This is a genomic window from Elizabethkingia sp. YR214 (assembly GCF_003058195.1).
Taxonomy (GTDB): Bacteria; Bacteroidota; Bacteroidia; order Flavobacteriales; family Weeksellaceae; genus Elizabethkingia.
Genome location: NZ_QBUH01000001.1, coordinates 349,063 through 374,825 on the forward strand (window position 1 = coordinate 349,063; position 25,763 = coordinate 374,825).

Genomic DNA, 25,763 nt, shown 5'->3' on the forward strand with positions numbered 1-25,763 from the left:
AGAAAATCTTCCGGACTTTTGTTTATCTAATCTTCCTGCTGGATTTTACCAGACTTCAAATCTTTTATATAATTAATTTTTTCCTGGAATTCTTTCTTCTTTTCAGGGAATTTTTTCTGAAGAATCTCAAAGGCATTTATAGACTTATTATACAAACGCTGTCCTAAGTATAAGTTGGCAAGAGTTTCTGTCATCAGATGCGAAATATCATCACCTTTATCTCTTATCACATAATCTGATTCGTCCTTTAAAGCACTAATTCTTGGATTGCTTTCGATAAACTTCTCAATTGCCTTATTCTTTTTCTCAACGTCTACGTTTTCAGGCTTTTCTTTGTGAAGCCAATTCTGCCAGGTGTTAATAAATGAAGAAACATTACTTGTTACAATTGTTTCTTGTTTAGGTTCAGTCATTATTTCCTCTTCCATTTTTTCTTCATTACTATCCTGTGGTTCTTCTGTTACAGCCTCAGGTTTTACTTCTTCTTTCCCTTTATCAGCACCTGTTGCACCAAAGAAAGAATAATTGATTACCGGTCTTTCAGAAGATTCTGTTGCAGAAACTTCTTCTACAATTTCGTTCTCTATAACCTCTTCTGCTACAGGCGTTTCTTCATGAGCTTCTGCAACTTCAGGTTCCGGAATGATCTCTTCTTTTGATTCAGGTTCTGGTAATTTATCTTCTTTAACCTGCGTTTCAGATTTCCCAATCAATGCATCAGGAATATGAGCATCAAAACTCATTGGTTTCCAGTCATCATTTATAACCGGAGCAGGTTCCGGAGTTTCAGCTAATACAGACGCTTCTTCAATAATCTCATCAATTATTACAGGAATATTTTCTTCTTCCTCTTCTTCTGCTACTTTTATGTCTTCCGGCTCTTGAGTTTCAACTTTATCCGATATATCAGAAGAAATATTTTTCTCTACTGGTCTGCTCAGAAAATCAAAATGGGTATTGTCTGCAAAATCAAGCGTTGAGTGATCTATATGTTTCTCTTCTTCATGTTGCTCTTCTACAGATGCGGGTGCATCTCTAATTATCGGTTGTGTAATTGTAGTAACAAATGAATGTTGGAATCCCGGAACAGCAGAAGGCTTTTTCTCCTTGGTATATTCGGTATGATTATCCGGTATACTGAACTTAACATCCGGAAGGAAATTATCTGCACCGGCAAAACTAGTTTGAGCCGACAAATGATCTTCTTCTGTATGTTCTGCCTCTTTCGGGAGATCTATAATATTCTCTTCTTCTGAATCCTGAATTACAGCAACTGACTCTACATTCTCGGGAATAACTTCCTCTATTTTTTCTTCAAAAACAGATTCTTTTTCCGGCTCAGTTGTGCTTTCTTCAATTTCATCCACTTTTGGTTCTACAACCGCAACAGTTATTTCTTCTGTAGCTTTCTGAACAGGCACTTCTGCCACTTCTTCCTGTTGATAAGTCACCGGATTAATCAGTTGATACAAAATCTTTTTATCAGTTGTATAAGCCGCTGTTAATGCCAGTTCCTTCTGATAAGCCTCGGGCTGAAACTGATGTAATGCCATCAGAAATAAAGCCCGGATTGGCTGTATATATGGATAATTAGATATTTCTCTTCTGAGCTCACCAATATCCGATGCTTTTAAACTTTCGGGGAACTTTATTATATGTAAAATTCGTTCATTCATCATTACCAGTTGGCTACAATATCATTAAAAATTTTATTAATAATTCTGTCTGTTGCTACCTTCACGTAGTTGGCTTCTATATCCTGCATTGATGTTGTATTACTAAAGACAGCTTCATCAGAATATGTTCTGTCAAAACTTTCAGTGGGATATTTAGCATTCTCATAATGCACTTTTACAGTAATTGTAAGCTTATTCTGTGCAGCCATCAAAACATTTCCTGTCGCCTGTGATGTAGAAGGGGTTGATATAGCTGTTGGTGTTGATGGTTGATAATCTACAATCTCTCCTTCAATTAGAATATCCGGCATGTCTGTAGTACCCTTCAAGTTTGTTCTTTGTAAAAATCTGTTTTGCAGATCTGTTGAGAACTGCTGACTAAGATTGGGATTAAAAGAAGTATTATTGGGAAAATTCTTTATTAAAATTGTCTTTACATCCGGTTTTAAGGATGATCCCGTAAAGGAATAACAGGAAACCAAAAGTTGTGATATTAAAATCAAACTTCCTAAATGCAATATTTTAAATCTATTTTTAAAGGCTGCCTTCATAATCAATTTTTGGTTCTTCAAATCTAATCATAATATTTTTTGTTGCTGCATAACGCATGCAAATTGCTAAAGGTAAAGTTAAAAAAAGCCCCACACCACAAAGCAAAATTCCGACAGAAGTTATCATACTTATCATGATACCAAATAAGATGGAAGATAGTGCATTCTTCTTAAATAACTTCCAGGAAATCTTGAAAGCATTTGAAAAATCTTTTACACCATAAAGGGCAACCACTGCAACATAATAGTACATTACAGAGCTTACGACCATCATAATAGCAAAAATGATAAGCACCGCAATAATCATAATCAAAACAAAAACTGGAGCTTGTCCCTGATTTCTTTCGGTAAGCACAGCAGAAACAAGGATTACAACCTCTACAGGGATCAGCAAAGCCAAAACACCAAAGATCATAATCCCGGCAAAGATAAGGTAAGGGATCACATCATCGAAATTAAAAATATCTCCTGAATCAGTCTTCTCTCCGTTTTCTATTTTACGGCAGGCTTTATAGAAATTCCCCAGCCCCAACAGGCTGCATAACGGAATCATTCCCATAATAATCGTTAAAAGATAATTGATCAGAATATTGCCTGTATCTTTTTTGAAAAGCGCCAATCCATCCGAAAAAGCGTTTCCGATGTTTAACTGATAGTCAGGATTAATAATGTATTTCGGTTGTGATAAATTCTCCACTTAATCTTCCAGGTTATATTGTTTTATTTTACGGTAAAGCGTACGTTGTGAAATTCCAAGTTCATCAGCTGCTTTATTACGTCTTCCTTTATGTTTTTCTAATGCTTTAATAATCAAATCCTTTTCATTATTCTGTAATGACAAAGATTCAGGTCTTGCTTCTTCCAACTCAATATCTTCTATGTCCTCGTAGTTATCGTCGGCATTATTAGATATTATTGTGGGAGTCTGCGGTGTATTGCTGTTATTCTCGAAATACAATAAAGAATTCGGAACAACTGCCTGTTGAGGCTCAGGTGTATAAATCCTGTTGATCAACGTTTTTTCCTGATTGCTAAGATCCGATGCTCCTCTGTTCTTTATAAGTTCTGAGGTCAGTGTCTTCAGATCATTAATATCACTTCGCATATCGAAAAGGACCTTGTACATAATCTCTCTTTCGTTATTGAAGTCGCTATTGTTGTTATTCTGATTCGGCTGGGAAATAACCATTGGTGCATTAGACACCATTGGAATATAATGACTCAGCGCTTCCGATGTTATCTCTCGTTTCTGTTCTACAACAGTTAGTTGCTCTACAAGATTCCTAAGCTGTCTGATATTCCCCGGAAATGAGTAATTCTCAATATAATGAACACCATCTTCGGTTAAATAAACCTCCGGCATTCTGTATTTTTCTGCAAAATCTATTGCAAACTTCCGGAACAAAAGGTGAATATCTCCTTTACGCTCTCTCAGAGGAGGCATATCAATTTGTACTGTATTCAGACGATAATACAAATCTTCTCGGAAACGTCCGTCCTGAATAGCCTTCATCATATTTACATTGGTAGCAGCTACGATTCTTACATTGGTTTTCTGTACCACAGAAGATCCTACTTTCATAAATTCGCCACTTTCCAAAACACGAAGCAAACGAACCTGCGTCTGCAATGGTAACTCTCCTACCTCATCCAGGAAAATGGTTCCACCATCGGCTACTTCAAAATAACCTTTTCTGGTGGTTGTAGCACCTGTAAAAGCACCTTTTTCGTGGCCAAATAGCTCGGAATCGATGGTTCCTTCCGGAATTGCACCACAGTTTACCACAATATATGGCATGTGCTTACGATGCGAAAGGCTATGTATAATTTTAGGAATAAATTCTTTACCTACACCACTTTCACCAATTACTAAAACTGATATATCGGTAGGTGCTACCTGCATGGATTTCTCAAGGGCTCTGTTTAGAGCCGGATAATTTCCGATGATTCCAAAGCGGGCTTTTATATTCTGAAGTTCTGACATTTTAATATAAGATTAAAGATTTTTGGTTTTTACAAACCATGTTTTAGCTAAATAGAGTGTTCAATTTTTAAATTTTATACACTGAATCCAGGTAATCTTTATTTCTGATCTTCGAAAGCTTACTTTCTATTTTAAAAGGTGAACTTAAAAAAACGGTCCTGTTATTTTTATCAAAAACAAGAGCTTTAAAAGCATGTTCATCTCTAAAGCAAAATTCTTGTTTTTGTTGATTTACTTTTAATTTAAAAAAGGTGAGTGAAACGAATCGGCTTAGCGTTTCGATATGAGCTGACGACTGATCTGTCTTAAAGCATTCACCTTGCTGCTTTTTACAATACTTTCCGAATGGAGCAGGTACACAAGAAAAACTTTCTGACTGGTAGCTACCAATCAAAGACATCAAAATGATAATGTATGAAAGACTTCTCATTTAATTTTTACTCGGCTGTTCTCCCCAAAAGCGTACCCTGAGTGTTATCATGTACAAAAACGGACACCATGTCACCAATCTTCTGCCCTTCCAACTTATCGAATACACAAACTGCGTTTTGGGAATTCCTTCCTTTCCACTGATTCTCATTCTTTCTGGAAGTTCCCTCAATCAGAATATCATGCTTTCTGCCAACATAGGACTTCATCCGGTTTTTGGATAACTCTCCTTGTAATGCAATAACCTCAGCCAGACGCTTTTGCTTTATATCTGCAGGAATATTGTCTTCCATTTTCTTATGTGCCGGTGTTCCAGGCCTTTCGGAGTAAGCAAACATATAACCATAGTCATACTCCACCTCTCTCATTAAAGAAAGCGTATCCTGGTGATCCTCTTCTGTCTCTCCACAAAAACCAATAATCATATCCTGTGAGAAAGAGATATCCGGTACAATTTTCTTCGCTTCATTTATTAAAGACAAATATTCTGCACGTGTATGCTGGCGGTTCATCGCTTTTAGCATATTGTCACTTCCACTTTGTACAGGAAGGTGAACATACTTGCAGATATTATCGTATTTCGCCATAGTATGGAATACATCCAGGCTCATATCCTGAGGATTGGATGTAGAGAATCTGATGCGCATATCCGGAACAGCTGTAGCAACCATTGCCAATAAGTTTGAGAAGTCTACTGCTGTAGCCTTCTGCATTTCAGAAGCTTTTGCAAAGTCTTTTTTAGGACCACCTCCGTACCAAAGATAACTGTCTACATTTTGCCCTAACAAGGTTACTTCTTTATAACCATTGTTAAATAGCTCCACGCATTCATTTATAATAGAATGAGGATCACGGCTTCTTTCACGCCCTCTGGTAAATGGTACCACACAAAATGTGCACATATTATCACAACCTCTTGTAATCGTTACAAAAGCTGTAACACCATTACCACCTAAACGTACGGGATTAATATCAGCATATGTTTCTTCTTTGGAAAGAATTACATTAATCGCATCTCTTCCGCCTTCTGTTTCTTTTAAAAGATTGGGTAAGTCTCTGTATGCATCTGGCCCAACCACAAGGTCTACCAAATGTTCTTCTTCCAAAAATTTAGTTTTCAAGCGCTCTGCCATACAACCCAGCACTCCAACTGTTAAATTCGGATTGGATTCTTTCTGCTTTTTAAACTGAGAGAGACGCATACGTACAGTCTGTTCTGCTTTTTCACGAATAGAACAGGTATTTAGTAATATAAGATCTGCTTCTTCTACTTTTAATGTTGTATTATATCCTTGCTCGTTAAGGATCGAAGCCACAATCTCGGAATCAGAAAAATTCATCTGGCATCCATAGCTTTCCAGAAATAACTTCTTACCGTTTTCCGGCCTTTCAGCAATTGCAAAAGCTTCCCCTTGCTTGGTTTCGTCTATATATTTTTCCTGCACGGTTCTTATAATTTGAGAATCTGAAACATGAATTCTGGCGTCCATCGCAGTATCATACCGCCTGGAAAAATATCAACTCCTGTTTCGGATTAAGTTCAGTTTGCAAAGTTACGCTTTTTCTGCCAAAATGACAGAGCATTAATTTTTAAGAAAATTTATTTTTAAAGTATTCCTGTATCTAATTGGAATCCCTTTGTATTTTGCTGGTACCCAACCTTTTCTCATCTTTTTCGTCACAGAATTAAGATCTTTAAAAGAATATTCCTGTATTCTCCACATTAGGATCTATATCGAATTCCGGCACCTAATCTCTTTCAGTAATAAAAATAATTGTTGTTCTTGTCTCACATCTTTAGTCCAGCAGATTATTGAACTCTTTCATCTTTTTACGTCTTTCCGCTACAGCTTGATCTATAAAATCTTTGCTAAACCCACCGGCAATCTGAAACTGATTTCCACTTTCGTCAACCATAGTACCTTGCCTAAGCTTTACCCCCGGATCTTTAATATAATTAGACAAAGCTTTTTCGTATTTGCTTTTGTCTACCACAATAGATTTTTCATAGGCTGAGGGCAAGTATACCTTTTCAGCATTTTTATAAATAGCTTCAAGTGCAAAATGGAAATCATTCTTTTCATCAGAAATCTCAACAATTAACCCGGGAAGTCCGGAAAACTTATAAGGACCTTCAGGAAATAAAAGATCCGTAGTAAACCATGCTGTCCATTTTCGGCCTAAATATTCTGTCTCTGCTTTCTGGCAATTCCAGTTTTTAATCTTTTTAGATTCCTTTAGCATTTTCCATGTCATCTTACTTTCATCAGAAAATTTATACGAATCTCCATCTATAGTTTTAAATGAATACGTCTTAGCATTCTCTCTTATATATACCAACGGGTATTTTGCTTTTGGTAATGAATTAAGATCAATATTAACACTTCCTTCCCGTTCTGATTTTTCGTGTAAAACATTCATAATGGAGTCATTTTTATAATAATTGTGATTATAAAAACTTATCTTTTCCAGCTTTGGAAAAATATCCAGCGAATAATAGTCCGTTACTGCAGAATCTTTATCCTTGTTAGGCTTAAATTTCAATTCATAAATCGCTCTGTAATTTTGAGCGGACAGGGCAAATGCTATACTTATAAAAAACAAAACATATATTTTCTTCATATAAACTTGGATTTAGAGTTTAGACAAAAGTAAATATTATCTGATTTTATCGGTGAAAATTTTTTGCTCCTCCTCATTATCCGTATTTTAGCGGGGTTAAAAATAAACCGTAATGAAAAGATTATTCCTTTTGCTCACTTTTATGGTGAGTTTCGTACAAATGAGAGCCGACGAGGGGATGTGGCTAATGATGCTCATTAAGCGACTGAATGGTGTAGATATGCAAAAAGAAGGGCTACACCTTACACCGGAAGAAATTTATTCCGTAAACAACTCCAGCATGAAAGATGCAATTCTGCAATTTGGGGGAGGATGTACTGCAGAGATCGTATCTCCGCAAGGTCTTATTTTCACTAATCACCACTGTGGATACGGAGCTATTGCTGCAGCATCTACCCCAGAGAAAGATTACCTGACCAATGGTTTCTGGGCAAAAAACAATGGTGAGGAAATTAATTCTAAAGGCTTATCAGTAAGATTCTTTGTAAGAATGGATGATGCTACAAAACGCATCACATCTAAACTGAACAATGATATGAGTGCTGATCAGAGAAAAGCTATTATCGATGCTGAGATCAAAGCTATCCAGTCTGAAAACTCTGAAAACGGAAAATACACTGTAGTGGTGAAGGATTTCTTCAAAGGAAATGAGTTTTACTACTTTGTATTCCAGGATTTTAAAGACGTTCGCTTAGTAGGCACCCCACCGTCATCTATTGGTAAATATGGTGGTGATACTGATAACTGGGAATGGCCAAGACACACAGGAGACTTCTCTGTTTTCCGTGTTTATGCTGATAAAAATGGCAACCCTGCTGAATATTCAGCGAACAACGTTCCTTTAAAGCCTAAGCATCACTTACCAATTTCACTGAAAGGAAACAAGCCTGGTGATTTTGCAATGATCGTAGGATATCCGGGTACAACAAACAGATACCTTACTTCTTTCGGGATCGAACAGATGGTAAGCAAAGATTACCCGGCATGGGTTGAGGCTTCTAAAACAGCTATGGATGTTATGAAGAAGCATATGGATAAAGACGATGCTACAAGATTAGCTTACGCTTCTAACTATGCAAGTGTTGCTAACTACTGGAAAAACAGAGCCGGAACAATTGAAGCTGTTTACAAAAACGGAACAATTGGTGACAAAAAAGAGGTTGAGAAAAAATACCAACAGTGGGCTGATAAAGCTGAAAACAAAGCTGTTTATGCAAATGTATTAGCAAATACTGATGCATACTACAAGCAGATTTCTAACAGAAATATTGAGAAAAATTATGGTGCGCAGTTCCAGAGAAATGCTAAATACATCAGAAATTCTTTCCAGATTGGAGATGCTTTAACAAGCTACATGAAACAGGATGCATCTGCTCAGGCCGCAATGAAACCTAAATTAGAAGCGGCTGTTAAGCAGGCTTATGAAGGATTCAATACTCAACTTGAAACAGAAATGCTATCTCAGATGGCTTCTTTATATCAGTCAAAAGTAGCAGCAGATGTTGCTTCTGCAACTGTAAAATCTGTAAATGCTTCAGAACTTGCGAATATTGCACAGTCTTCAATTTTTGCAAATGCTGCTTCAGTAATTAACTTCCTGAATAATCCAAGCGCTGAAAAATTAGCGAATGACAAGCTATATAAGTTTGCTGCAGGTTATATCGGAGACAACAAAATATTAGCTGAAAAATATGCTAAAACTGATGAAGGCTTCCAGAAAGACAGCCGTTTATTCATGGACGGACTAATGAAAGCTATGCCTGAGAAGAAATTCTATCCGGATGCTAACTCTACTATCAGATTAACTTACGGTAAAATCGAGACGCTTCCTAAAAGAGCAGATAGAGACTACACGGGTATCAAGCAGAATTACTATACCACGATGGAAGGTATGATTAAGAAGTACAAAAAAGGTGACGAAGAGTTCGATCTTCCACAGGGACTTCTTGATCTTTACAAAAAGAAAGATTATGGTATGTACAAAGACAAAGATGGGCAACTTCATGTAAACTTCCTTTCTAATAACGATATTACAGGAGGTAACTCAGGTTCTCCAATTATCGATGGCTACGGAAGATTAATTGGTCTTGCGTTTGACGGAAACAGTGAAGCTTTAAGTGGTGACATTGTTTTTGAACCTAAATTACAAAGAACGATCAACGTAGACGTTAGATACGTACTTTGGGTAATCGACAAATTTGCAGGTGCTAAAAATTTAATTAGCGAATTAACCTTAGTAAAGTAGTTCTTTTGCAAATAAAATATAAACCTCACAATATTGTGAGGTTTTTTTGTGTAAATTCGTTACACCCGATTGAAAAAGATGCTTATTGCTAAGAATATAACAAAATGGATGTTAATAGGATTGTTCATCTGGTTTTTCTTACTGATGTGTAGGATTACATTATTCTATGTACCCTTTTCGGCTACAGCTTCTTTTTTGAATATTAAACAAACAGAGGTTACAACTTTCCCTTTTTATCTACCTATTTTTTACACGCATGTCTACAGCAGTATTTTTGTATTACTTGCGGGATTCATTCAATTCTTTACGACACGTAAAAAGCATAAAACTATCCACCAATATTCAGGATATGTATATGTGGCAGGACTTTTATTATTTTCCGCTCCTTCAGGTATATATATTGGCATACATGCTAATGGAGGTTTCTGGGCACAATTGTCTTTTATTATTTTAGGCTGCTTATGGTGGTTTACCACTTTCATGGCAATGGTAAAGGTTTTTCAAAAAGACATTAAGAGCCATCAGCAATGGATGAACAGAAGTTATGCGCTTGCTGTTTCTGCTTTAACCCTGAGAATGTGGAAGGTTATTCTGGTTTATCTTTTTCAGCCCAATCCCATGGAAGTTTATATGATTATTGCATGGCTAGGATGGGTTCCCAATTTATTAATCACCGAATTATTAATACTAAAAAAATATAAATATGAAAAAGCTCGTTATTTTCGGAGTCTTGCTCTCCCTGTTTTCGTGCAAAAAGGAAGCTAAAGTTACTTCTTTGGAGAATAAAAAAGATTCTGTTAAAGCAGCTCCGGTAAAAGTTATGGCTCCGGAGTTCCATAAGGAATTGTATGGTATCTGGACAGGATCTTTCTATCCGGACTACAAACGAAATCCTAATGATGAAAGCGGAGAGACCAAAAAAATAAGTATTAAAATAGATCGTATTACTGCAGATACTGTTTGGGCACAAAGTATTGTATCGGGAAATCAGCGTCCATTAATCGGGAAAACCAGTGATCAGGGCAATAAAATATCTTTCATCTTGGACGAACCTGGAAATCGTAAAGATGATGGAAGATTCGAGCTATTTACCCGAAACGATTCTTTAATTGGTCAATGGACAGCCTATAATACTACCAGTGTAAAATCTCCGTATAAAAAACTGGATCTGGCCCAAAAACAGTTTGTTTACAATCCCAACTTTATGCTGAGTAAGGATACAGAGTTTGTAGACTGGGCAACACCTAAAGAGAAAAGGGAAACTTATAAAGATGATGATGGCAAAATGCAAACCTATACCCAGCAGGTATACCGCTCAGCATCCGATGATGTTTACAAAATCAATTCTTCTACTCAAAAACTTACAGAGAAACAGTTGAAAAATCTAAGAAAACTGGACTTAGAAATTCTTCGTAACACCATTTTTGCCCGTCATGGATATTCTTTCAAAAAACAAACCTATCGTAACTTCTTTGAATATACAGATTGGTATGTACCTGTAAGTAATAACGTAGACAAAGAACTTTCGCCTCTGGAAAAAGAAAATGCACAACTCTTAAGCAGAATGGAGAAGTATGCGAAAGATACCTATGATTCCTATGGCAGATAAGGTAAAATTTGATGCTATTATTCTTCAGCATCAGGATATGAATGCTGCTTATGTTGACTTTCCTTTTAGTACAGAAGAGCTATTCGGCAAAAAAGGACAGGTAAAGATAAAAGCTCTTTTTGACGATACCGTTGAATATCGCGGGAGTCTTGCCAAAATGAAGTCTTCCTGTCATATGCTGGGACTAACACAGGAAGTACGAAAAAGTTTGAATAAAACATTCGGAGACAGTGTTTCCGTTGTATTATGGGAAGATAAAGAGGAGCGTATTGTAGAAATTCCGGAGGATATTTCGGAACTTTTCAACAAACACCCTGAAGCTAAGGAACTTTACGATGCGATGTCTTATACACATCGCAAAGAATATATGCGTTGGATTACAGATGCTAAGAAACCGGAAACACGAGAAAACAGAAAGTCAAAATTAATTGACATGATAATTTCCGGCAAAAAAGGCATCTAAATTCATAGATTTTTTGTATATTGTGGCTATAACAAATTGAACATGTCTATCAAGATCTTTCAGCCTTTCTGGGCATTTATCCTCCCTCTTCTTGCGTGGGGGATTTATATGCTCGGAATCAATAATAATATAATTTCAGAAATTTTCGCAGGAGTTTTACTTATCGGTTCTGTACTAGCAGCAGTACATCACGCCGAGACAATTGCACACAGATTAGGAGAACCATTTGGAACAATTATTCTGGCGATAGCCATCACCGTTATAGAAGTAGCTCTTATTATTTCGCTGATGGTAGCTGGTGGCCCCGAAGCAGAAACCTTACCCAGAGATACAGTCCTTGCTGCAATTATGTTAATTCTGAATGGTATTATTGGCTTATGTTTACTGATTGGTGGTGCCAAATTTCATGAGCAGTATTTTGGAAAAAAATCTGCAAATACAGCCCTGATTACACTTATTTCTATTCTCGTTCTTACATTAGTACTTCCTAATTACACAACAAGTGTACGTGGTCCATATTATAACACTTCACAGCTAATCTTCGCAGCCGTTGTGTCTTTAATTCTATATGGTTCTTTTATTATGGTACAAACAGTAAGACATAAAGATTACTTTGTTACCGAAGGCGAAAGCCAACCATATGAAAAGGTTACCACACAAAAGATGATTTTAAGTCTTGTATTTCTTATACTGTGTTTAGGAATTGTTGTACTACTGGCCAAAACACTTTCACCAAGTATAGAGAAAATGGTAATTGATATTGGTGCACCAAAATCGCTGGTTGGGGTAATTATTGCAGCTGTAGTATTGCTTCCGGAAGGGATTTCCGCTATTAAAGCTGCCCGAAAAAATCAATTACAAACCAGCCTTAACCTTGCATTAGGATCCGCATTAGCAAGTATCGGTTTAACCATTCCTGCTGTTGTTGTTGTATGCCTTATGTATGACATAGACCTTGTACTGGGTATAGATGTAAAGTCAATGGTATTACTGGCCCTGTCCTTCTTTATTGTAATGCTTTCGCTTAATCAGGGAAAAACCAATCTCCATTACGGAGTTGTATTATTAGTAAGTTTAGTCGCTTATATCTTTAATGTTATTGTTCCATAAATTATGAAAACATATGAAACTGAACGTCTGATTATAAAGCCTATAGCGCTTGATGACGCTGCTTTTCTTCTGGATCTGTATAACAGGCCTAAGTTTATTCAATATATCGGAGATAAAAATCTGCGAAGCATCAGTGATGCCGAGACTTATATTCAGAACAAATTTCTTCCCCAGCTGGAAAGATCTGGTTTCGGAAATTACACAATTACACTGAAAGAGAACAATGAAATCATTGGAGCTGTAGGTATTTTTGAAAGAGAAGGCCTTCCTATAATGGATATTGGCTATTCCTTTCTGGAAGAATACGAAGGAAAAGGCTACGCCTATGAAGCAGCCATAAAAGTAAAAGAAATCGGTATGAAAGATTTCGGGCTGGAAAAACTTTCCGCTATCACCTCCAAAGAAAACTTTGCATCACAAAAGCTTCTCGGAAAGTTAGGGTTGACTTATGTAAAAGACGTCTCCCTCCCAAATGACAATGAAGTACTCATGTACTTTGAAACTGAATAAAGTAAAAGGCCGGCTCAAATGAGTCGGCCTTTTTTTGATAGATTTATATCTGAGTTTAATTTAGTTAAGGTTTTTGAATTCCTCAGCAGAGATTTCTCCACTTGCGATTTTCTTCAACTCAGCCATGTGTGCACGGATTGTTTTATCAATTTCAGGATCAACCTTGAAGTTGCTGGCACTAGGCTGCAAAGCAGGATCCTGTCCATTTAACACATTGGAATAATAATAAAAGAAGTTAGAGTCAAAGCCTGTTGCAGTTAAAGAATACTGGCCTAATAAGAATCCTAGACGAACCGCAGCTCTTCTCTGAGGAGAAGTACCATGGTGACTTGGATCGTTTACATAATTATCTCCGATAGATGCAGCAAATTCATAAGCTGCCGCAATTTGAGAGAAATCAGTTTTATTAAACCCTGTAGGTCTTCTTAGGTAATAACCCGCAAAACCATCGGCTTCCAATTCACTCGAGCGTGCTGTGCTTTCCTGAACTGAAGGAATATTGTATCTGTATTGCAACTGATGCCCATACTCGTGAGCAAGGATCATAGCATTTACAATATTATCAGAACTTTTGGTTTTTGCATCCTTATAGATTGCATAGCCATAATAAATTTTTCCTGTTGAATACGAAATTGCATTGTAAGTAGATGAAGGATTTGACGGATCATCTACAAATCTAAGGGTAGGTGTACTTAGCCCCCAAAGCGATGCATTTTTCTGAACCTGAGTGTTCATAAAATTAGTGTCAGCAGTTGTAGTAAGTCCGGTCTTTAAAACAGAAGTAGAAGTCCAGTATCGATCTACATAGCTACATAGCAATTCAGATGCAGACGGCGCTACTAATGCTTCTGTTGTAATTGATTGTTCTGCTGTGTTGTCTTCTCTGTTACAGGAAACAAGAAAAGTCGTTGCTAGTGTCCCTACCAGCAACAGGGGAATGAATCTTTTTTTCATAATAAATTAATTTGTTATTTGGTTTATTCACATGATTAAGTATGACTTTTATCATGCGGTGGTAAATCTACATTTATTCTACCAATCAACTATAATTTAATACTTTTTATTACTATGCTCAACATAACAATGTCTCTACCCCCCTTCTGCAAACTATTCTTCTAATAATTGCTGCGTGTGATCTTTAGTTTTAACCTTATCAATAACCTTTATACAAGTTCCATTTTCATCAAAAACAAAAGTTGTGCGTACAATTCCCATAAACTCTCTTCCCATGAATTTCTTTAGCTGCCATACACCAAAAGCTTCTATCACCTCTTTATTAGTATCGGCTAAAAGATCAAAAGGAAAACTGTATTTATCAGAGAAATTCTTTTGTCTCTTTTCATCGTCAGCACTAACGCCTAATAGCTGATATCCTTTTTCTTTTAGTATTGTATAATTGTCCCTCAGATTACAGGCTTCCGCTGTACATCCCGGGGTGCTTGCTTTAGGATAAAAGAAAACAACTAGCTTTTTACCTGAATAATTTTTTGAATCGATTTCAACACCATTTTGGTTTATTCCTTTAAATTGAGGAAGTTTATCACCTACTTGTAACATATTCTTTATTTTTGTTTAAAATTACTACTTCTATGACCAAAAAGCAAAGAGCGGAAACTGTAATGACAGAACTGGAGAGACTATATCCTCAGGTTCCAATCCCCTTAGACCACTTTGATCCCTATACGCTTTTAGTTGCTGTAGCGCTTTCTGCACAGACAACAGACAAAAAAGTAAATGAAGTAACTCCTATGCTTTTTGCAAAAGCGCAGACCCCTCAACAGATGGCCCGTTTGGAAGAATTTGAAATCAAAGAGCTGATAAAAGAGATTGGCTTGTCGAATACAAAAGCCAAAAATCTGAAAAGAATGGCTGAGCTTCTTGTCGAAAGACATCAGGGAATTGTTCCGGAAAGTTTTGAAGATCTTGAAAACTTACCCGGTGTTGGACACAAAACAGCTTCTGTAGTAATGTCTCAAGCATTCGGACATCCTGCATTTCCAGTAGATACCCATATCAACAGACTTATGAAGCAATGGAAACTTTCCGAAGGTAAAAATGTGGAACAAGTAGAGGCTGACGCCAAAAAACTATTCCCCAAAAGTGCATGGAACAAGCTTCATCTACAGATTATATTTTATGGAAGAGAGTATTCTCCTGCTCGTGGTAAAGGTGAAAAGGACTTTTTAACTAAAATGTTATTTGATAAGTAGCGCTTATCTTTCATATAAAACAAGCTCCATTTCAGGAGTGAAAATCAGCCCCGATAAGAAAATTCTCTTATCGGGGCTGTTCTATAAATTAATAATAATTTGCAACTAAAACATATTGAAATTGAAATTAATTTAATAATAATTATTTATTAAATAAAATATAACAAATAAATCATACCAGATTACAGAATAATTTTTAATTTAGGAATACAAAAGTGAGGAAATTCTTATTATAAATAAACTACATAACGCCAAATTACAACACAATGAGTACAAACAGGCAAAAAGAAAAAAATTCGAACATTCTATATAATTACGGCATATCTGAAGCCCTGATCGGGGGGCTTTGTGAAGGCACCATTTCCGTTAAAAGCCTGAAGCAAAAAGGAGATTTCGGACTTGGCGCTCCAGGAATGCTGGACGGAGAATTAACAATACTGGACGGAAAGGCTTACCAAACCAAATCGGACGGAGAAACTACAATCTTGAAAGACGATCATATGATTGCATTTTCATCTGTTACATTTTTTGAAGCAGATTTGATTTCCCATATCAATACCACAACGGCCAGAGAATCATTATTCAGAATTATCACGAATACTCTCGAGAACAAAAATGCCATGTACGCTATAAAAATAACCGGAGAATTCCAACATATAAGAACAAGAGCTTTTCCGCTGACAGAAGCCCCTTTTCCTATTCTTTCTACTATTCTGGATAAACAGAGGGTATTTAACTTCAACAATGTCCAAGGAACACTTATTGGTTATTTTTTACCTGAATATTTAAACGGAATAAATGTGAGTGGTTTTCATTTTCACTTTCTCTCCGCCGACAAAAAACATGGCGGCCATCTTTTAGACTTTACAGCTGAAAATCTTAAAATAGAAATTGCAGAGCTAAAGAGCATGGAATTGGAAGTTTCTTCTGATCCCTCTTTTCACCAATTCAGATTCCGGAACAAACGCAATGAGGATTTGGAAAAAATAGGAAGAGGCTACTAAAGCGTTTCTTCTTTAGTAGTGCATTCTATAAAAAAACATCACAGGCAAGTACCTATGATGTCTTTATATTCCAAAGGATAATGTATCCGATTTTTTTATTGCTTCTTAGACCAAAGCTCCATTTTTCTTTCCAGAACACTTAGTGGCAGACATCCCTGACTTAGCACCTCATCATGGAAAGATGCCAGGCTAAATTTAGCCCCAAGTTGCTTTTCATATTTTGTTCTTAGCTCTCTTATTTTTAAAGCTCCGGTTTTATAACTCAATGCTTGTCCTGGTATTGCCATATAACGTTCAATCTCCGCAGTTGCTCCTGCTTCATCATAAGCTACATTACTCAGAAAATATTTTATAGCCTGCTCTCTTGTCATTTGCCCTGTATGAATACCTGTATCAACTACCAGTCGAATCGCTCTCATCATTTCGTCGCTCAATGAACCCAATTTTTGATAAGGATCCGTGTAAAGACCAAACTCTGGCCCCAGAGATTCACAATACAGCGCCCAACCTTCACCATAAGCTCCTAACCAGCCGAAACGCATAAATTTAGGCAGCTTTGTATTTTCCTGTTGCAAAGAAACCTGATAATGATGCCCCGGTATTGCTTCATGCAGAAACAAAGATTCCATTCCGCTGGTTACATTAAACTTCTTAGGATCAGGAATCGGAATATAAAAAATTCCCGGTCTCTTACCGTCAGGCGTTCCCTGCATATATTCCGCACTGGCAGTGGCCTCACGGAACTTCTCTGTCTGACGTATTTCAAATGGTGTTTTTGGCGTTACATTAAACATTGTTTTCAGCTTCGGGGTGATCTTTGTCAAAATCCCCTGAAATCCATCCAAAATTTCTTTTGAAGTTTTATACGGCATTGCTTTTGGATCATTTTTCACATGAGCTAAAAACTCTTCTAAAGACCCATTATAACCTACCTGCGCTTTTACTTTTTCCATTTCTCCACGGATTCGCGCTACTTCATCAAGACCGGTTTTGTGTATTTCATCCGGAGTTCTGCTGGTTGTTGTCCATGTTTTCACATAATAAGCATATATATCCTTACCATTTGGCAAAGCATTATAACCATCTGTATCACGGGCATTTGGCAAGTATTCTTCTTTCAAGAATTTACCCATACGGGAATACACAGGAATAATTTTATCTTTAATAGCTTCCTGGAAAAGTTTGGTATATTTCTGCTTCTGGTTTGCAGTAAAATCTTTTGGAAATTCCTTTACAGGTCCGTAAAAGATATTTTTATCAAATTCTGTTGTTATAATTTCAGCGGCATTCATCTGTGGGATCATTTTCACCACAAGCTTTTTAGGCAATACCATTTTATTTTTTATTCCTGTACGGAAGTTTTGCTCAGCAGTAGCCATCCATGCAGGAAACTGATCTATACGTTTTAACCAGTTATCATAATCTTTTGCTGTTTTAAAGGGCTGACTCCCCTTTCCGCTTCCCAGGAGAGGCATCGTAAGTGGCAGACCATCAAACTGGCTAAATGGAATATATTCGGGATGATAGACATAGCTTTCCACTTTTGTTTTAAGCTGATTATCCAGTACATCAAAGATTACTTTGTGCTGATCATCCAAAGCTTCATAATTAATTTTAGAAAGCTCTTTTATTGTATTATTGTAAAAATTAATTTCCCCGGTAATAACTTTTGCATCAATATTATCAGGCAACAAATCATTATACCTTACATCTCCCTGATATGTAGCATCTAAAGGACTAAGCTTCAGATATGCCTCATAGTATTTATCTGCAAGTTTTACCAGTTTATCATTTTCTCTACTATCCGCAGCTTCATTTTTTGCAGAATCATTCTTCTGACAGGATATCACAGCTAATGTCAATCCCATAGAGGCAAGCATCCCTATTTTAATTAGTTTTTTCATAGAAAAGATTGTTTACCCAAAAGTAACCATTCTTGGCATGATAAAAAACAGAAAATCAATATTTACGCGTCGTATCCTTCACTATAGAAAAAGCTTTGGAAGTTATGAACTACATGATAGAGTTGAGCAGCCAGGCTGATCTCCCGCCCAGTCTGGTCGTTTTACAGAGAACTCCGGATATAATTCTTCATAAGGATTCTCTAATGCTTTCAATAACTTGTTGAGTAACGTAAAATCACCTTGATCCGTCTCTTCAATACATTGAAAAAGAAGGTAATTTCTTAAAATAAATTTAGGATTTGTTCTCTGCATCTTTTGCAGAGATTCTTCTGCAGAAATTGTATTTTGTGCCTTTCGGTCTATGTAATGCTTTACAAAGTTCTCCAATTGCAATGCCTGCGACGGGGTAAGACTGTAGTAAAAACAAGGCTCGAAATGCAGAACAACATTGGTTTGAGCATCTACTTTCTCTAATAAAGAAAAAAACAAAGTATAATCCAGCTTTAGCTCGTCCATAAGTTTTTGCCATTCCAGAAGAAGTGACTGATCGCTTTCTTTTACCCCATCTAAGCCTAACTTCTCAGCCATCATCTTATCATAACCCGTCCAGAAGTATTTTGAAAAATCATTGAGTATTTCTTCTAAGCCTTCCTGATCATTTATAACAGTAAAAATAGCATTAGCCAACTGAAACAAATTCCAGTGTGCAATATTAGCCTGCTTTCCAAAGGCATATCTTCTTCCTGGCAGATCAGTCGTATTAGGTGTAAAATTCAAACTATATTCATCCAGCATACTGAAGGGCCCATAATCTATAGTTAGCCCCAGAATGGACATATTATCGGTATTCATTACACCATGAACAAAACCTACTCTAAACCAGTCAATAATAGTATCAGCTGTTCTCTGAGCAACTTCCCGGAACCAACTCAGGTATTTCTCAGTATCCGTTTCCCCTTTGATTTCCGGAAAATAGCGTTCTATAACCCAGTTCATTAATTGCTTTAGTGTATCAGTCTCTTGCCTTGCTGCCAATAATTCAAAATGTCCGAATCGAATAAAACTTTCCGCTGTTCGTATAATCACAGCTCCGTTTTCTGCTTCCGGATGCCCATTATAGAACATATCCCGTATTACATTTTCACCTGTTTTTACCAAGCTTAAAGCACGGGTTGTAGAAATTCCTAAATGATACATAGCCTCACTCATCAGATACTCTCTGAGTGAAGAGCGAAAAACAGCTCTGCCATCCGCATTCCTGGAATAAGGAGTACTTCCGGCTCCTTTATATTGCAATTCTATATTCTTTCCGGATCGACTCCTAACTTCTCCGATATTGATTGCACGGCCATCTCCTAACTGGCCCGCCCAGTTTCCAAACTGGTGCCCGGCATAGGCTGTAGCATATGTTGTAACTCCTTCCGGAAGCACCTGCCCGCTAAACAGACCGATATTATCTTTAGAGACCATTAGCTCTTCTCCTAATTCTTCATTGAAGAGAATCAGTTCAGGCTTTGGAAACTCCATAGGCTCAACAAGGGCATAAAGTACGCCCGGAGTCTGCCGTGGGTAATTATTATATGTATTATCACCTGGGAAGCCTTCTTTAAAAGGCTGTCTGATTTCTGGCAAGTTCATCATGATAAAAAAAGCCGGATATTATCCGGCTTATGTTTTTATTTATTAAAATCAATATCGTCTGTCTTATTGATCTTATCATTAATATTTTCTTCTTTTTTCGCCGGTTGCCCATTATTATCAGGGTTACCATTATTCGATGGCGGTCTTGGGCTTCTCACCTCATCAATCGTCTGAAGTCCTCCTTCATCACCATAGCCTCCAAGGCCTTTCAGTGAATTACAACCATCATAAGTGGAAGGTTTCACGAATCTGTCTTCCTGAGTTATACCCAATGATTTATCCTTGTAAACTCGCTGCATAAAGTATCCCCATATTGGTAGTGCCATTCTCGCACCCTGTCCTTCACCAGTACTATAAAAGTGGGTTGCACGGTCTTCCCAACCTACCCATACACCAGTTGCCAGCTTAGGAGTGATCCCCATAAACCAACCATCGGAGTTGTTATTAGTTGTACCTGTTTTAGCAGCTATTTCAGCATTAATTCCCAATCTCTTCAGTCCGGAAGATGCCGTACCATATTCAGCAACACCTTTCATCATATCAATCATTGTATAAGCATATACTTCATTCATGACTTCTTTAGACTCTGGTTTCACTTCTTTTATTAAACGGCCGTTTGGATCTTCAATACGCCATACCATTTCCGGTTTGGTATAAGTACCAAAGTTAGCAAAGGTACTGTATGCACCCAACATCTCATAAATAGTAATATCTGAAGAACCAAGAGCAATTGTATTATTTTTCGGAATATCACTTTGTACACCAAGATCACGTGCCAACTGTATAACCTTGTCTACGCCTGTACTTTCAATAAGGCGTGCAGCAACGGCATTCTGAGAATGAGCAAGAGCATCACGAAGCGCAAGAGATCCTCCACTTCTTCCTCCTCTTACGTTCCAGCCTCCTTTGCTATAATTGGCATTAGATATTACCGTACAAGGTGTATACCCTAGGTTCATAATTGCAGTAGCATAAACGAATGGCTTGAATGTAGATCCTACCTGACGTTTACCTTGTTTTACGTGGTCGTACTGATAGTGCTGCCAGTTGATCCCTCCTACCCAGGCTTTGATATTTCCTGTAGCAGGCTCCATAGACATTAATCCAGCCTGTGCAATTTGTTTATGATAACGGATCGAATCCCAAGGAGACATTTCTACTTCCTCTTCTCCATCCCATGTAAATCTTGTTAGTTTTGTTGGCTTTTTGAAATCCATCATAATAGAATCTTCAGACATTCCTTCAGCCTTCATTTGCTTATAACGTCCCGTTCTTTTTACAGCAGCCATCATCAGGTCATTTGCTGTTTTCTTACTAATCAGATAGTAAGGTCTGTTTGGATTTCGTGCCTGTTCAGAATCAAAGTTTTTCTGAAGAACCGTCAAGTGTTGCTTAATAGCTTCTTCAGCATATTTTTGCATTCTTGAATCAAGTGTTACATAGATCTTTAATCCATCACGGAAAAGATTCAGAGGTCTTCCTGTTTCCTTTTCATAATCTTTAAGATATCCGTCAATTTCTTTTCTAAGATAGAACTTGAAATAAGCCGAGTAACCTTCATTCACACTCTTTACCGGATGAAAATCTGTAACGATAGGCGTATTAATAGCTTGATTATAGGTATTATCATCGATATATCCTGTATCCAACATTTGCTTTAATACAACATCTCTACGAAGCTTTGCTCGCTCCGGATTTTTCAATGGGTTATTTGCATTCGGAGCTTCCAGCATTGCCACAAACATTGCAGCTTCAGGCAGGGTTAGCTCATTCGTATGTTTATTGAAATAGATTCTTGAAGCCATTTCAATTCCGTTTGCATTGTAGGTAAAATCGAATTTATTGAAATACAGTGTTATGATTTCTTCTTTTGTATACCTCTTCTCCAAGCTTACTGCTACAGACCATTCTTTTAGCTTTTGGAATACCCTTTGAAACTTATTCTTAGAAACATTTCTTGTAAAAAGAAGTTTCGCAAGCTGCTGGGTAATGGTAGATCCACCACCACGTCCACCACCAAAACGAACAGCTCTGAAAATGGATTTCATATCAATCCCTGAATGCTCTTTAAATCGCTCATCTTCTTTTGCTTGAAGAGCAAAAATAAGGTGAGGTGGCAGATCTTTGTATTTAATAGGAATAACTTTTTCCTTTTCAAACTTCCCTAACGAAACACCATCGGATGAAATAATCTCTGATGCAACATAGATATCAGGATTTTCAAGCTCTTTCACATCCGGCATTTCCCCAAGAAATCCCTGAGAAACCATAAAGAAAAGTCCGGCAATCCCAACGACAAAAGCCGCAAGAGCTAACCATATAAACTTTATCCATCTCTTCACCCCTTTATCCGAAGTTTGTTTTTTCTTTGTAGGGGGCAGCGGAAATGACTGCTGCTTATTTTTAGTGTTATTTTCCATTTAATATATTATGGCTTAACCGTTTCTATTTTTATTCCTATGTCTTCCAATCCCGTTAATGGACTCTTAAACATCAGGTGCTTTAGTTCAATTTTATATTTCCCGTTACCCGGAAATCTGTAATTCATCTTATAACGACCTAAGGTCTCTTTTGTTGCACCAAATCCTATACCGGTCCACATACCGTTAGGCTCTGCAAGCATATAATTCAGAATTTCAGTTGCTTTTCCTTTTTCATTAATCTTTGACACAGAGGCTTGTAGGCGTAGATTCATGTAAGGATATTCATTATTATTCCGGATAACAAATATAATATTTTTTGGATTCTGCGCATCCTGAATATCAAACTCAAAACGAGCCGGATATTTAGATACCCACTTACCATCAAGAGAGATTGTCCTAACTTGTTCATCAGGAGATACACAACCCGTTAGTACTTCTAGAAAAGCAATAACTACAAGAAATTTATACCCCTGCATCAGGTTTCGGTGGTCTCTTTTTATTTTTATGGAAATTCGCTTTACTTTTATTATTCGGCTTATTTGGTTTCTTTTCTCCCTGAGGAGCAACTTTAGCTGTATTTTCAACGTCTTGCTTCTGTCTAGGTTTAGAAACTTGTTCTACTTCCGATTTTGGCTGCGTCGGTCTGTTTTCCTGTTTATTGTTATTATTAGGCTTCTGGCTTTTCTGTCTGTTACGGCTGTTTTTGCTTTTTCTTTCAAAACGATCCACATTATTCTCCTGAATAAGGTCTACAGTCTGCAAAGGTTTATCGTCTACCTTATAATCTTCTAATGGCGGAATCTTTTCACCTCTCTTATTCATTCCAATAAACTTCTTCACAATCTGGATATCCAAATCGTACCAGCTCATAGAATTTTCCACATAAGCAAACCACATTTTTCGTTTGAAAACGTCGATTTTTATACAGAAAGCTCTTCCTTTTTCGGTATCTAAAACAGTCGATGAAGATGGAAAATCACTAAGAGCATCAACATAACTATCCAGCTCATAATTAAGACAACATTTCAGTTTACCACACTGACCTGCTAATTTCTGCGGATTAATACTTAGCTGCTGGTATCTTGCAGCTTGTGTATTTACAGAGCGGAAGTCTGTTAACCACGTGGAACAGCATAATTCGCGTCCACAAGAACCTATACCTCCTACTTTAGCAGCTTCCTGGCGATAACCAATCTGCTTCATATCAATCTTTGTACGGAAAGCAACAGCATATTCTTTAATAAGCTGTCTAAAGTCTACTCTTCCTTCCGCAGTATAATAGAATGTTATTTTTGCTCCGTCTCCCTGATATTCGATATCGGTAATCTTCATTTCAAGATTGAGATTCCGAGCAATTTTCCTTGCCTCCAGCTTAATAGCATCCTCCTTTCTACGAGCTTCCTGCCAGATTTCCACATCTTTAGCCGAAGCAACTCGGTATACTTTTAGGGCCTGATCTTCTGAGATCTTTTTCTTTTTCATTTGGATTTTCACCAGTTCTCCAGTGAGGCTCACTACACCTATATCATGTCCGGGACTTGATTCTACTGTGATAACACTACCCATATGAAGCGGTAGTTTATTTACATTATGATAAAAAGCTTTACGGTCATTCTTAAACCTTACTTCTACATAATGACATTGATTCGATGTAGGCTGAGCTACATTGGATAACCAGTCAAAAACGCTTAATTTATAACTATTCCCGCAGGTATCTACATTTTCACAGCCATTCGAGGAGATTTTCGGCCCACACGAATGGGAAGAATCGCCGGATGTCTTACATCCACAACTCATATTTTCTATTTATATTAATTACTGCAAATTTATAATATTTTTTTGATGCTTTTTTTATTTTATATTTTTCACAATCAGGTATGTTTTAATAACATTTTCTCAAATAATAAAACCTATTATTAAAAATATAAAAACAGTACTATTTCTGAATACTCCGCTAATTTAACAAATACAAAAATTAAACAAAAAAACAAGGCCCCTTAAACGCTCCTAATATAGTATATTTGTAGCTAAATAGTATTTTAAACATAGTTTTTCTTCCGATAAAACCTTAAATATTAACGAAGAATTAACAATTGTAAATAAAATAATTTTATATTTGAGAAAATTAATTATTCCAGTAATTATGAAAAAAGTTTTTTTATCTGTAGCACTAGCAGCAAGTATGGCAACATATGCAGGTGGTTTCAGGCTATCCTTACAAGGGGTTAAGCAACTTGCAATGGCTCATACCAGTGCTCACACAGAAGATGCCAGTGTAGCATTCTTCAACCCGGCAGGTATTTCATTTATCCCTTCTAAGCTTAGCGTTGCAGCTGGGGGCTTTGGGGTAAAAACATCAATGACTTTTCAGAATCCTTCAACATTACAATCTTACAAAACAGACAATCCTATTAGTACTCCGATATATGCGGCAGTAACTTATAAGGTTTTAGAGAATGTTTCTGTTGGTTTCAGTTTCACAACACCATATGGCAGCCACCTGATTTGGGATAAGAACTGGGAAGGCAGAGAAGTTGTTCAGGAACTAAATCTAAGATCTTTCTTCTTCCAGCCTATGATCTCCGTGAAATTAGCACCGTGGATGTCTGTGGGGGTTAGCTATATCCACGCAACAGGAAAGCTGGACTGGACAAAAACGGCTACACTTGTTAATGGTGAAGCAAATCTAAAAGATGAAAAAGCAAAAGGTAATGGATTTGGATTAGGTTTCTATTTCCGTCCGGACGAAAAATTAGACATCTCTATTGCATACCGTTCTGCAGTAGATATGAAAGCAAACAATGGTACTGTGCAGCTTAGCAATGTCTCGCCAGCGTTATATCCTGCATTAGGATTAAACAGCACCGGAGCAGATTCTTTCAAGGCAATGTTACCATTAGTTGATGAATATACAATTGGTTTAACTTATAAAGTAACTCCAAGATGGTCAGTTTCAGGGGACTTCAACTATTACGGATGGGATCGTTACAGCAAGTTGAATATCAACTTTGCTAACGCAAAATTAGGAAATGACCCAAGCGATATGAGAGTTTATTCGGCTCCTAAAAACTTCAAAAACACGAAATCTTACAGAGTTGGTACACAATACTGGTTTACTGATATGATTGCCGGAAGACTTGGATATTACTATGATGAGTCTCCTTACAACGATAACCAATTTAGCCCGGAAACTCCTTCTATGAATAACAATGTACTAACAGGGGGTATTGGATTGAAGTTTGGAAAACTTGGAGTAGACTTAGCAGCCAGCTACAATTTCTACAAGAGCAGAACTGTTAGCAATGACTTCTACAACATGAGCGGACAGATAAAAGGAAGTGCTTTTATCTTCGGACTTGGCCTTTCATATAATGCATTTTAA

The 25,763-nt window shown here is 37.0% G+C and carries 22 protein-coding genes; 9 read left to right on the forward strand and 13 right to left on the reverse strand.

Going from position 1 to position 25,763, the window contains the following annotated elements; translation table 11 throughout:
- Window positions 1–26: 26 nt before the first annotated feature.
- From C8J95_RS01505 to C8J95_RS01535, 6 genes are all read right to left on the reverse strand, one after another.
- A complete protein-coding gene (locus C8J95_RS01505) occupies window positions 27–1,676 on the reverse strand; it encodes a hypothetical protein (protein ID WP_107807588.1) in 1,650 nt (549 codons plus the stop codon).
- Between the two features lie 2 nt (window positions 1,677–1,678).
- Complete coding sequence (locus C8J95_RS01510) at window positions 1,679–2,227, reverse strand: LptE family protein (protein WP_059325708.1); 549 nt, start codon at window positions 2,225–2,227, stop codon at window positions 1,679–1,681.
- Entirely contained in the window at window positions 2,211–2,924 is a 714-nt protein-coding gene (locus C8J95_RS01515; RefSeq protein ID WP_107807314.1) for a hypothetical protein, read from the reverse strand. The genes C8J95_RS01510 and C8J95_RS01515 overlap by 17 nt, the downstream gene beginning before the upstream one ends.
- Window positions 2,925–4,211: a sigma-54-dependent Fis family transcriptional regulator gene (locus C8J95_RS01520; protein WP_107807315.1), complete on the reverse strand. Its 1,287-nt coding sequence runs from the start codon at window positions 4,209–4,211 to the stop codon at window positions 2,925–2,927.
- A 437-nt stretch (window positions 4,212–4,648) separates the two neighbouring features.
- A complete protein-coding gene (gene miaB / locus C8J95_RS01530; RefSeq protein WP_107807589.1) occupies window positions 4,649–6,085 on the reverse strand; it encodes a tRNA (N6-isopentenyl adenosine(37)-C2)-methylthiotransferase MiaB in 1,437 nt (478 codons plus the stop codon).
- Window positions 6,086–6,437: 352 nt separating this feature from the next.
- Complete coding sequence (locus tag C8J95_RS01535; protein ID WP_107807317.1) at window positions 6,438–7,262, reverse strand: GLPGLI family protein; 825 nt, start codon at window positions 7,260–7,262, stop codon at window positions 6,438–6,440.
- Window positions 7,263–7,374: 112 nt separating this feature from the next.
- Here C8J95_RS01535 and C8J95_RS01540 point away from each other — a divergent pair, with 112 nt between their 5' ends.
- From C8J95_RS01540 to C8J95_RS01565, 6 genes are all read left to right on the forward strand, one after another.
- Window positions 7,375–9,507, forward strand: coding sequence for a S46 family peptidase (locus C8J95_RS01540; protein WP_107807318.1), 2,133 nt, complete (start codon window positions 7,375–7,377; stop codon window positions 9,505–9,507).
- 78 nt (window positions 9,508–9,585) lie between these two features.
- Window positions 9,586–10,272, forward strand: a complete 687-nt coding sequence (locus C8J95_RS01545) for a DUF2306 domain-containing protein (RefSeq protein WP_107807319.1) — start codon at window positions 9,586–9,588, stop codon at window positions 10,270–10,272.
- Window positions 10,211–11,116, forward strand: coding sequence for a YARHG domain-containing protein (locus tag C8J95_RS01550; protein WP_185124581.1), 906 nt, complete (start codon window positions 10,211–10,213; stop codon window positions 11,114–11,116). The genes C8J95_RS01545 and C8J95_RS01550 overlap by 62 nt, the downstream gene beginning before the upstream one ends.
- Entirely contained in the window at window positions 11,106–11,579 is a 474-nt protein-coding gene (locus C8J95_RS01555; RefSeq protein ID WP_107807590.1) for a YdeI/OmpD-associated family protein, read from the forward strand. Before C8J95_RS01550 ends, C8J95_RS01555 begins: the two co-directional genes overlap by 11 nt.
- A 42-nt stretch (window positions 11,580–11,621) precedes the next feature.
- Entirely contained in the window at window positions 11,622–12,689 is a 1,068-nt protein-coding gene (locus C8J95_RS01560; protein WP_107807321.1) for a calcium:proton antiporter, read from the forward strand.
- 3 nt (window positions 12,690–12,692) lie between these two features.
- The gene (locus C8J95_RS01565; protein WP_107807322.1) at window positions 12,693–13,199 is read left to right on the forward strand and encodes a GNAT family N-acetyltransferase; all 507 of its coding nucleotides are present in this window, start codon (window positions 12,693–12,695) and stop codon (window positions 13,197–13,199) included.
- A 60-nt stretch (window positions 13,200–13,259) separates the two neighbouring features.
- Here C8J95_RS01565 and C8J95_RS01570 read toward each other — a convergent pair whose 3' ends face one another.
- Window positions 13,260–14,153 carry a metalloprotease gene (locus tag C8J95_RS01570; protein WP_107807323.1) on the reverse strand — a complete coding sequence of 298 codons (894 nt, stop codon included), beginning with the start codon at window positions 14,151–14,153 and terminating at the stop codon, window positions 13,260–13,262.
- A gap of 153 nt (window positions 14,154–14,306) precedes the next feature.
- Window positions 14,307–14,756, reverse strand: coding sequence for a thioredoxin-dependent thiol peroxidase (gene bcp / locus C8J95_RS01575; protein ID WP_107807324.1), 450 nt, complete (start codon window positions 14,754–14,756; stop codon window positions 14,307–14,309).
- Between the two features lie 32 nt (window positions 14,757–14,788).
- Between bcp and nth the strand changes: the two genes are divergently transcribed.
- Window positions 14,789–15,409 (forward strand): endonuclease III, encoded by a 621-nt coding sequence (gene nth, locus C8J95_RS01580; protein ID WP_107807325.1) that lies wholly within the window; start codon window positions 14,789–14,791, stop codon window positions 15,407–15,409.
- A gap of 266 nt (window positions 15,410–15,675) precedes the next feature.
- Window positions 15,676–16,413 carry an acetolactate decarboxylase gene (gene budA / locus C8J95_RS01585; protein ID WP_107807326.1) on the forward strand — a complete coding sequence of 246 codons (738 nt, stop codon included), beginning with the start codon at window positions 15,676–15,678 and terminating at the stop codon, window positions 16,411–16,413.
- Window positions 16,414–16,508: 95 nt separating this feature from the next.
- On the opposite strand, the gene C8J95_RS01590 is transcribed toward budA, so the two are convergent.
- The 5 genes from C8J95_RS01590 to C8J95_RS01610 form a co-directional block, all read right to left on the reverse strand.
- On the reverse strand, window positions 16,509–18,317 hold the full coding sequence (locus tag C8J95_RS01590; protein WP_107807327.1) for a DUF885 family protein: 1,809 nt from the start codon (window positions 18,315–18,317) through the stop codon (window positions 16,509–16,511).
- A 102-nt stretch (window positions 18,318–18,419) separates the two neighbouring features.
- On the reverse strand, window positions 18,420–19,958 hold the full coding sequence (locus tag C8J95_RS01595) for a YdiU family protein (protein ID WP_107807328.1): 1,539 nt from the start codon (window positions 19,956–19,958) through the stop codon (window positions 18,420–18,422).
- Between the two features lie 35 nt (window positions 19,959–19,993).
- Window positions 19,994–22,378 carry a penicillin-binding protein 1A gene (locus tag C8J95_RS01600; RefSeq protein WP_107807329.1) on the reverse strand — a complete coding sequence of 795 codons (2,385 nt, stop codon included), beginning with the start codon at window positions 22,376–22,378 and terminating at the stop codon, window positions 19,994–19,996.
- An 8-nt stretch (window positions 22,379–22,386) separates the two neighbouring features.
- Window positions 22,387–22,857: a gliding motility lipoprotein GldH gene (locus C8J95_RS01605; protein ID WP_107807330.1), complete on the reverse strand. Its 471-nt coding sequence runs from the start codon at window positions 22,855–22,857 to the stop codon at window positions 22,387–22,389.
- A complete protein-coding gene (locus C8J95_RS01610; protein WP_107807331.1) occupies window positions 22,844–24,178 on the reverse strand; it encodes a regulatory iron-sulfur-containing complex subunit RicT in 1,335 nt (444 codons plus the stop codon). The genes C8J95_RS01605 and C8J95_RS01610 overlap by 14 nt, the downstream gene beginning before the upstream one ends.
- A gap of 346 nt (window positions 24,179–24,524) precedes the next feature.
- On the opposite strand from C8J95_RS01610, the gene C8J95_RS01615 reads away from it, so the two are divergent.
- The gene (locus tag C8J95_RS01615) at window positions 24,525–25,763 is read left to right on the forward strand and encodes an OmpP1/FadL family transporter (RefSeq protein ID WP_107807332.1); all 1,239 of its coding nucleotides are present in this window, start codon (window positions 24,525–24,527) and stop codon (window positions 25,761–25,763) included.